At 63.7% G+C, this 7,731-nt stretch carries 15 protein-coding genes and 1 tRNA gene; 13 read left to right on the forward strand and 3 right to left on the reverse strand.

Annotation, left to right across the window (positions count from 1 at the left end; genetic code table 11):
* Both JCM9942_RS20680 and JCM9942_RS07870 read right to left on the reverse strand, forming a co-directional pair.
* Nucleotides 1-165: HipA family kinase (locus tag JCM9942_RS20680; RefSeq protein WP_425478328.1), on the reverse strand; the 165-nt coding region annotated here is incomplete at its 3' end.
* A 32-nt stretch (nt 166-197) separates the two neighbouring features.
* Nucleotides 198-989 carry a LexA family transcriptional regulator gene (locus JCM9942_RS07870; protein WP_157722822.1) on the reverse strand — a complete coding sequence of 264 codons (792 nt, stop codon included), beginning with the start codon at nt 987-989 and terminating at the stop codon, nt 198-200.
* Nucleotides 990-1,242: 253 nt separating this feature from the next.
* Here JCM9942_RS07870 and JCM9942_RS18945 point away from each other — a divergent pair, with 253 nt between their 5' ends.
* The gene (locus JCM9942_RS18945; protein WP_157722823.1) at nt 1,243-1,467 is read left to right on the forward strand and encodes a helix-turn-helix domain-containing protein; all 225 of its coding nucleotides are present in this window, start codon (nt 1,243-1,245) and stop codon (nt 1,465-1,467) included.
* Nucleotides 1,468-1,487: 20 nt separating this feature from the next.
* Here the strand turns inward: JCM9942_RS18945 and JCM9942_RS07880 are convergent, their stop codons facing one another.
* Nucleotides 1,488-1,733: a hypothetical protein gene (locus JCM9942_RS07880; protein ID WP_054658910.1), complete on the reverse strand. Its 246-nt coding sequence runs from the start codon at nt 1,731-1,733 to the stop codon at nt 1,488-1,490.
* Nucleotides 1,734-1,865: 132 nt separating this feature from the next.
* Here JCM9942_RS07880 and JCM9942_RS07885 point away from each other — a divergent pair, with 132 nt between their 5' ends.
* The 12 genes from JCM9942_RS07885 to JCM9942_RS18950 all read left to right on the forward strand — a co-directional run.
* A complete protein-coding gene (locus JCM9942_RS07885) occupies nt 1,866-2,297 on the forward strand; it encodes a hypothetical protein (protein ID WP_256202328.1) in 432 nt (143 codons plus the stop codon).
* Entirely contained in the window at nt 2,270-2,485 is a 216-nt protein-coding gene (locus tag JCM9942_RS20120; RefSeq protein WP_256202329.1) for a hypothetical protein, read from the forward strand. Before JCM9942_RS07885 ends, JCM9942_RS20120 begins: the two co-directional genes overlap by 28 nt.
* A complete protein-coding gene (locus JCM9942_RS07890) occupies nt 2,482-2,787 on the forward strand; it encodes a helix-turn-helix domain-containing protein (protein ID WP_054658911.1) in 306 nt (101 codons plus the stop codon). Before JCM9942_RS20120 ends, JCM9942_RS07890 begins: the two co-directional genes overlap by 4 nt.
* Nucleotides 2,784-3,686: a helix-turn-helix domain-containing protein gene (locus JCM9942_RS07895; RefSeq protein ID WP_157722824.1), complete on the forward strand. Its 903-nt coding sequence runs from the start codon at nt 2,784-2,786 to the stop codon at nt 3,684-3,686. The genes JCM9942_RS07890 and JCM9942_RS07895 overlap by 4 nt, the downstream gene beginning before the upstream one ends.
* The gene (locus JCM9942_RS07900; RefSeq protein ID WP_054658913.1) at nt 3,661-4,260 is read left to right on the forward strand and encodes a hypothetical protein; all 600 of its coding nucleotides are present in this window, start codon (nt 3,661-3,663) and stop codon (nt 4,258-4,260) included. Before JCM9942_RS07895 ends, JCM9942_RS07900 begins: the two co-directional genes overlap by 26 nt.
* Complete coding sequence (locus tag JCM9942_RS07905) at nt 4,260-4,628, forward strand: Ref family recombination enhancement nuclease (RefSeq protein WP_054658914.1); 369 nt, start codon at nt 4,260-4,262, stop codon at nt 4,626-4,628. Before JCM9942_RS07900 ends, JCM9942_RS07905 begins: the two co-directional genes overlap by 1 nt.
* The gene (locus tag JCM9942_RS07910) at nt 4,625-5,149 is read left to right on the forward strand and encodes a MarR family transcriptional regulator (RefSeq protein ID WP_054658915.1); all 525 of its coding nucleotides are present in this window, start codon (nt 4,625-4,627) and stop codon (nt 5,147-5,149) included. Before JCM9942_RS07905 ends, JCM9942_RS07910 begins: the two co-directional genes overlap by 4 nt.
* Complete coding sequence (locus JCM9942_RS07915; protein ID WP_083468465.1) at nt 5,140-5,943, forward strand: phage antirepressor KilAC domain-containing protein; 804 nt, start codon at nt 5,140-5,142, stop codon at nt 5,941-5,943. Before JCM9942_RS07910 ends, JCM9942_RS07915 begins: the two co-directional genes overlap by 10 nt.
* On the forward strand, nt 5,940-6,206 hold the full coding sequence (locus JCM9942_RS07920) for a hypothetical protein (protein ID WP_054658916.1): 267 nt from the start codon (nt 5,940-5,942) through the stop codon (nt 6,204-6,206). The genes JCM9942_RS07915 and JCM9942_RS07920 overlap by 4 nt, the downstream gene beginning before the upstream one ends.
* Nucleotides 6,206-6,709, forward strand: a complete 504-nt coding sequence (locus JCM9942_RS07925) for a hypothetical protein (RefSeq protein ID WP_054658917.1) — start codon at nt 6,206-6,208, stop codon at nt 6,707-6,709. Before JCM9942_RS07920 ends, JCM9942_RS07925 begins: the two co-directional genes overlap by 1 nt.
* A gap of 174 nt (nt 6,710-6,883) precedes the next feature.
* Nucleotides 6,884-6,958: transfer RNA gene (locus tag JCM9942_RS07930), tRNA-Met, on the forward strand.
* A 391-nt stretch (nt 6,959-7,349) separates the two neighbouring features.
* Nucleotides 7,350-7,731: ATP-binding protein (locus tag JCM9942_RS18950; RefSeq protein ID WP_172675075.1), on the forward strand; the 382-nt coding region annotated here is incomplete at its 3' end.

Consider the following 7,731-nt stretch of genomic DNA (forward strand, 5'->3'; position numbering starts at 1 on the left):
GTGCCCGGCCATCCATTCACATATGAGACTGTGATGGCTGGCTGATCGGCCCTTTACATAGTAAAGGTCACCATCCTCAGCCCGGCATTTGAAGGGTAGTGTCCTTCCATCCGTGCTGCGGTCTGTAATTTCTGTGATGAGCAGCGGGGTGCCGCATGTGTTCATCCATAGCCTCCTTGCCTACTTCATCGACGCTTTCAGTTGAACCGCTCGATCTTGTGGCGGATGTAGAGCCGCCCGCCAATACGGCCATGCTCCGGGAACGGGAATGGCGGGTAGAGCGGGTTGGCGCTCACCACCCACAGGCCGTCGCCTCGCTGCTGAAGCATCTTGATCTGGTGACCGTCGTGGCGGTCGCCCAGGCCGATCCAGTAGATGCCGTCGCCTTGGAAGGTCGTGACCCCGGAGTCCATCAGGGTGGGCTCGCCTGGTTCGATCACCGGGCGCATTGAGTCGCCAGTGCCGGACACAAGCTTCAGCCGACCAGGCGGTGGGACGAACCCAATCAGCGCCCGAATGTATGCCTCTCCGTACTCAACCGACCGGATGACCTCCGGATGATCTTCATTGACCATTGCGCCGCCCATGCCCCCTGTCGCGTCCAGTTGCTCGACGCGAACATAGTCACCGGGTGTCGCTGGCGGTGAGACTTGAGTTGGCGTGCGGTCGACGAACATTTCTCCATCGCCGTTGTTTAGCCAATCGATAGAAATCCCAAGCGCCGCGAGCGGGCGTCGCTGGTCGTCAGGTACGCGCTGATCGCGCTTGAACCAGTTGTACAACTTCTGATTCTGGTTCCCCTCGAGGCCCAGCTTCACTCCAAACGCCGCCCGGTTATTGGCCACGCCGGCGTGCGCCATGGCCTCTTCAAAGCGACGCTGGAAGTCAGTGAGCTGGTTCTTCATCCGGGCAGCGTAAACGTCACGTTTACCCGAGTCGATAAACATAGAGTTGACTATTGATGTCATCATGATGTTTACTCGATTCATGGAAACCAAACTGCATGCAGATGCCGCTCTGATTGATCGCCTTGGCGGCCCTACTGAGATAGCCATCCAGCTTGGGTTTGACCCTCGTGCGGGGGGAGTGCAGCGCGTCCAAAACTGGAAGTACCGGGGGATTCCGGAAATTTGGAGTCTCCGTCGGCCGGACGTCTTCGGTGACGCCCCGGCGCAAGTTGCCGTATCTGGCGATCCCGTGGTTTCGGCCCCGCTCACCGCTGCGGCACTGGTCGATTCCCGCATGAGCAAGCGCGCTCTGCGCGCCAAGCTGGGCCTGAGCAACGACAAGCAGCTGGCCAAGGTGCTGCAGCTGCCGGTGGAGCAGGTGGAGAGCTGGGAGGAGGAGCGCGCGCTGCCGGCGGTGCCGGAGGTGCTGCGGCTGCTGGATGTGCAGACCGGCACCGCCCCCGCGCCGCCACCGGCTGACCCCGACGACGACCGGATCGTCCCCGTGGAGGTGGCCTGAGATGGCCGGACCAGCCTCCGCTATTGCAGAGATGCTCCGGGTGCCGCGACACCCTTTTCCATGTAGCGGATCAAGCCGTCCAACTCCTTCTGGAGACGCCGCAGCCGTTCGAGCTCTAAGAACATCGGGCGGCATGCATAAGTACCCCCGGCCTCCGGATGCCCTGGCTTGCCGAGGGCACGAAAAGTGAGCTGGGCTCCTCGGAAATTGTCGCTGACCTCTATTTCCCAGTCGGCAATCACGTCCGGAACAGTTTCGTTGTCCATGTCGCCCTCCTTGCGGGCTGCTCGCGTGGTGCCCGCAGCCTACCGCAAGGCGGGCGGCACCTTTCTTTGATCCCTTGAGCGTGGTCGTCCTGTCCATGGGGACCACCTTGCATCTACTCCCGAGGTGCGTAAATGAAGCAACAGATTCAACCGACCTTCCGCGAGCCGCGCGCTGCCGTGATCTTCCGGCACACGACGGCCTGCATCCGGAACAGTCACCACACCGATGCCAGCTTCGCCCAGGCGGTGGCCGAGACGTACATGGGAATCGTGGCGCCGGCTGAGCGTGTGGTCGACTTCCACACGGGCACCGATACCGATGCGATCGAGAAGGCACAGCGCGCGAACGCGCAGCTGATTGCTCGGTTCCGCAATGGCACGGTGAAGCTGCCGGTGGACCTGGAAGAGGCTTGGGTCTCCGCCATGCCGTCACCCTGGGGCGAGGAATGTGCCCGGGAGCTGGCGCAGCGTTACGGTTCATGGGCGCTCGCCTGCCGGAGCTGCAGCCGCATTCGGGGATGCTCAACGCCTCCCGGATGTCCATCGAGTTCGGGAAAACCATAGGTGCGCTGGCACAGGTGATGGCCGACGGCATCGTCGACGGCCGGGATGTTCCCGCGCTGCGCCGCGCGCAGCGGGATGGAATGGACCTGCAGGCAGAGGTGGCGACCATTCTTGCGTCCATCGAGGGGCATCTGCAGAGCCAGACGGTTGGCCCGACCCTGGTCGTCGCGGGAGGCTCTTCGTCATGAGTACCGGAACCCTCAAATGGGCCGTGGTGCTGGCCGCCCGACTGGAGGCCAATGGGCACGCGCTGACGCCGGACGTTGTGGAGCTGCTTCCGCACATGGACGTGGTCGTGTGGGCGCGCCAGCAGCGGATGCCCCTCACCGCACGTGCGCTCCGCGAACGCTTCGGTGTGTCGCGGGCCACTGCGTTCCGCTGGCTGCAGGTGCTGCGTGCGCCACTGCCAGAGCCCTGGCCGGCGGATCTCCAGCCACTTAACGGAGTGAAGCTGCCCATGTTCCACATCACATGGCAGGTGCAGCCGTGAGCGTCGAGGCGATTACCTGGGCGCTGAAGCTGCCTATCAAGCAGTCGTCGGCCAAGTTCGTGCTGACGGTTCTGGCCAACTGCGCCAGCGGCGATACCTGGCTGGCGTTCCCCTCGGTGGGCTACCTCGCGGAGGCAACCGGACAGGACCGCAAGACGGTGATGGCGAACCTTGCCCGGCTCCGTGAGTGGGGTCTGATCGAGGACAGCGGCCGGCGTATGGGGGACACCAAGCAGGTGATCGTCTACCGGCTGCGCGGCCCGGACATGATCGAAACAGGCCCGAAAACGGAACAGTCCCAAAACCGGAACAGTTCCGAAAACGGAACAGTCCCGAAAAGTCAGGGAAACAGTCCCGTTTTTCCCGCCAAACAGTCCCGTTTTTCCCGGAAAGAGTCCCAAAAACGGGACACGGAACCGTCAGATACATCAGGTAACCGTCAGGAACACACACCGGGTGTGGGCGACGGCGCCGCGATGACAGAGGCAGACATCGAGCGTGAGGTTTCGCCGCTCGGTCCGCTGCTGCCCGGCCTGGACCGCGAAGTGCTGGCCCTGTTCGTCAGGCATCGCCGCGTCAGCAGGCGCCCGCTGTCGATCCAAGGCTGGCTGCAGGTCCGCCCACAGCTGGAAGCCATCGCCGAGAGCGGCGGCGACATCAACAAATCCCTCAAGGACGCAATGGCCCTGGGCCTGCTGCTTCCCGTCGAGCCCAAGCAATCAGGAGCTGCCAACCATGGATCAACTGCGCAAGGTTCTGCCGACACCGTCGCCCACGCCCGAGAGGAATGGGAGCGATTGCAGCGCGAAGGCGGGCCTGTTGCAGCTGGCCGGTCAGGTGGAGCAGGACGAGCAGGCGCGGGGGACGTCATCGATGGCGAATTCGCTGTCATTGGTTGAGCAGCCATCGCAGCGGCAGATGGACGCGCTGTGGACGCTGTGGGAACGGATGGCTGCCATGTTCCCGGGCAAGTTCACGCGGGACAACGGCACCGCGCCGGCCAAGGCCGACGGGACGCTTTCCACTGCCGGCCAGACCTGGGCGACCGCGCTGCGCGGCCTGACGGCGAGGCAGCTGGGTGAAGGCCTGTCTGCCTGCCTGCTGAAGGGACTGGAGTGGCCACCGGGGCCGGCAAAGTTCCGCGCGCTGTGCCTGAACCTGCCGACGTTTGGGGAGGTGGAGCAGGAGATGCGTCCCGGCCGTGACCGGTCGGCATTCTCCATGCAAGTGCGCGCCATGATGGATCTGCACACCTTCAACACCGCCGACGGCTTCCAGCAGGAGCGGATGCTTCGCGCGGCCTACGAGCAGGCCATGCGGTACGTGGCCGAGGGTGGGAAGCTGCCCGAGCCGATGCTGGCATTGCCGCACGAACGGCCGACGCTGCCGGTGGTGAGCGACCGGGAAAAGGCCAAGGCGGCGATGGCGCGCGCTGCAGCTGACCTCGGCTTCGGCGAAGAGGTGAAGGGCTGATGTGGTCGAAAGCACCGCCGCCGACGGCCGAAGAAGCCGCCCGGATCGAAGCCAGCAAGATCGGTCCCTGCATGGCCTGCCTGGCGCTGGCCACCCAGGGGCTGCTGGAGCCGACCCTGGTGGTCTACGGCTGCGACTACAACCACGCGAAGTCAGGCAACAAGCGCCGCGGCCATTCGTTCGGCTATGCGCTGTGCACCTGGCACCACCGGCGGCACCCGAGATCGGAGAAGACGTTCGCGCAGATGCGCGAGCAGTGGGGGCCGAGCCTTATGGATGGCTCGAGGACGTTCCACGAAACCTACGGCTCCGACGACGAGCTGATCGCCCAACAGACATTCGTGATCGAGCAAAGGAGCCAGCAATGACGGGGATGGATATGCGTGAGTACCAGCGACTGGTCGCCCTGTTCTGTCTTGGCGCGGCCGGTGCCTGCACCGCGGCGGAACTGCTCGAGCAGATGGGGATCGCAGCGATGGGGGCCGGTCATCCGCCGGAGTTCCTTCCGTCCTCTGCGCCGGCCGTCGCTGGCCTGCTGCGTGAGTTGCAGGGCTCCGGCCATGTGATTCGTGGTGAGGACCGGTATGACACGCGCCACGGCCGCCAAGTTGCAGTGTGGTCTGCAGCTGATCCCGGCGCCGTTCTGGCCCTGCCGGCAGCGCCGCGCGGGAGCGGGAGGAACGCTGACGCCCCGCCGGCGCCGGTTGCCTTCCGCACCATCACAGTCGATCAGCGGCTCGCATTTCTCGAGATCGAGTTCGAGGACTGGATCCAGACTCAAGAGAAGGCCCACCGCGCCGCGCAGGAGCGGCACCGGGAGGAGTTCGTGTCGTTCATGAAGCGGGCTCGCCGCCTGGTAGCCACCACGGAGGTGCCGGCATGCAGCTGACCATCGCCGCGGTGAGTGTCCGCCAAGATGCCGAGGGCCGCTTCTCGCTCAATGACCTGCATATCGCCTCTGGCGCAGCCAGCAAGCACCAGCCATCGAATTGGCTGAGGTCGAGGCAGGCGAGGGAGCTGATTGAGGAAATCGACCGTTCCTCAGATATGAGGAACGCTGTCGGAGTGTTGCAGGGCGGTGTCCTACAGGGAACCTACGTGGTGAAGGAGCTGGTCTATGCCTACGCGATGTGGATCTCGCCGGCGTTCCACCTGCAGGTGATCCGCGCCTACGACCAGCGAGTAGCCGCCCCGGCGCCGCAGGCGGACGTGATGGCGATCCTGTCTGATCCGGCCGCCCTGCGCGGCTTGCTGCTGGGATATGGCGAGCAGGTGGAAGCGCTCAGGGCAGAGAACCGGCAGCTGCAGCCCAAGGCCCGCGCGCTGGATACGATTGCCGATGCAGAAGGTACGTTCCCGGTCACCGAGGCGGCCAAGCTGCTGGCCGTGCCGCCCTTGAAGCTGTTCTCCTGGCTGCAGGAGCATGCGTGGATCTACCGACGCCCGGGCAGCAGAAATTGGCTGGCTTACCAGCCGCGGCTCCAGACCGGTGTGCTGGTGCACAAGGTGACGGTGCTGCCGCGCCCGGACGGTGAGGAGAGGGTGTGCGATCAGGTCCGGGTGACCGGCAAAGGTCTCGCCCGGTTGGCGGAGCTGCTGAGCCGGGAGGCGCTGGGGTGGACGAATGCGGATCACCTGGCCGCCATGTCTGGCCGTGGCGCCGCTGCAATGGTGGTGCGATGACGGCTTTCGACCTGTCGGCGGTGCCGACTGAGCAACTGCTGGAGGAGGTGGCACGCCGGTGCGGTAGCAGTTTCAAACCCAAAGCCTCCGGCGCTGGTGGCCGGATCCGGTACGAAACCAAGGAGGCATGGGCCCGGGCAAAAGCAGCGGAGGCGCGGGCGGCCTATGAAGTCGAGCCCGATGCATCCGTGAAGGCGCGGCTGATGGAGGACATGGGCAAGTACGAGTTCTTGGCAAAGCGCTACAAGGACCAGGGGGTCTGATGTCACACGAACGCGATCCACTCGAACTGCTGGCGCGGATGCTGGTAGGTGGCGGGTACAAGGTGCCGGTAGAGGGGCGCGGAACCGTTGTGCCGCTGACCGGTGCGGACGTGGCCGGTGCCCTGGCCTACATGGACGACAAGCTGGCACAGCGCGCGGCCAAGGCCGTGGCAATACGGGCGGATGGTCAGGAGCTGGCCGCTCTGGCTCTGTTGGCATTCGATCCGGTGCAGCGCGCGCTGGAGCAATCCCGAGTCACTGGCCTGGACATGAGCAGTGCAGCCGATCGGCACCGGCTGCGCCTGATCATCCACGCCGCGGTGGTTGAGATGGTCTGGCCAGAGCGGAAGCAGGCCACGGCCGTGCTCGCACGACAGGTGAAGATGCGCGGAGCGACGTATGTCCGTATCCATACCGTGGCACTGCGCGCGCTGGAGGAGGCGCTGCACGATGGGCGCGTGGAGTTCCGGAAACGGTTGTTCGGCGACCTCGGCGGCGGCTGAAATCTTCCGCATGCGGAAGTGCGGAACCCCATGCGGAACCCCAGTTGCACGGGAACGATTGACCCCCTTAAATCACTAGCGTGGGCAGTGCTGCGAACAGCGGTCGCCCAGCATCAAAAGGCCGTCGGCGGAGCAGGGTTCGGGAGATCCTGCATTCGTCGGCGGCTTTCCTGTTGTGGGGTAGAGCAGCGGCAGCTCGTCGGTCTCATAAGCCGAAGGTCACAGGTTCGAATCCTGTCCCCGCTACCAATCGCCGGTAGTCATTACCGGCCGTTTCTCTCCGGCCGCATTACAACCCGGAAATCGCCTTCGACCAGGGCATCCCCGACAACCTGCGATGGGTGGAGTCGGCGCTGGTGGCCATGGAACGACAGAACCTGCTGCGCGCACTCATCGTGCGCACGGAGTAAACGGTTGCAGCCAGCCAGGCGGTCAATGCACTGATGGTGGCCGAGAAGTACGGCGGGGAGCTCACATTGCGGCAGTATCGTTATGAGCTCGGAAAGGGGATAGATACTGTTAGGGGCGCGGGAACGGCACTAGTGGCTTAGATGGCATCACTTGCAGGGTTTGCCTGTTGACTTGCATGTTTTGGTGTAATACTAATTGGAAAGCCGCCAAACATGACAGGGACAAACGTATGGAAGTCGATTCTCGGACGAGTCAACTTATTCATATTGGACAGGTCTTTACACCTGGCTCGCCCGTCAATACGCAGGATCTATTCGCCGGCCGAATCGATCAGCTCAATCGAATTATCAGTGCTGTTACGCAAAAGGGCTACCACGCGATCCTGTTTGGAGAGCGCGGCGTTGGGAAAACGTCTTTGGCCAATGTTCTGCTGGCTGTTGTCCAGCAGAGCTTTGTAGTCGGGAAGGTAAACTGCGATGTGGGGGATACGTTCAGCTCCATTTGGCGTAAAGCACTGCGCGATATCACCTATTCTCGCGAAGTTCCCGGCGTTGGATTTACGCCAGAAGCTTCGCAGCAGGTTGTTTCTGTTGCCGATAGCCTCCCCCATG

The sequence above is a fragment of the Stenotrophomonas pictorum JCM 9942 genome (assembly GCF_001310775.1).
GTDB lineage: Bacteria > Pseudomonadota > Gammaproteobacteria > Xanthomonadales > Xanthomonadaceae > Stenotrophomonas > Stenotrophomonas pictorum.